Below are 214 nucleotides of genomic sequence, written 5' to 3'. Positions count from 1 at the left end.
GAGGCCCTCGTCGACCTGGTGCAGGACCGCGGGCAGAGCGATCCGGGCCTGCCGCAGCTCGCGGAGTGGGTGAAGGACCAGAGCGTGGCGATCGGCCAGGCGCACGCCAAGGCCGCCGAAGTCCTGGCCCGGCTCGCCGAGTTGGAGGCGGGCGCGGCACCGGCGGACGTCGGTGGGCCGGCCCCCGCGAAGCCGGCCCCCGCGGCGGCGGCAG

At 78.5% G+C, this 214-nt stretch carries 1 pseudogene; it reads left to right on the top strand.

The window, feature by feature from the left end:
* A pseudogene (locus AN218_RS36525) lies at positions 1-214 on the top strand (hypothetical protein); the annotation flags it as partial.

This window comes from Streptomyces nanshensis (assembly GCF_001751255.1).
In the GTDB taxonomy this organism is placed as follows: domain Bacteria; phylum Actinomycetota; class Actinomycetes; order Streptomycetales; family Streptomycetaceae; genus Streptomyces; species Streptomyces nanshensis_A.
This window is presented reverse-complemented; position numbering and strand designations above follow the sequence as displayed.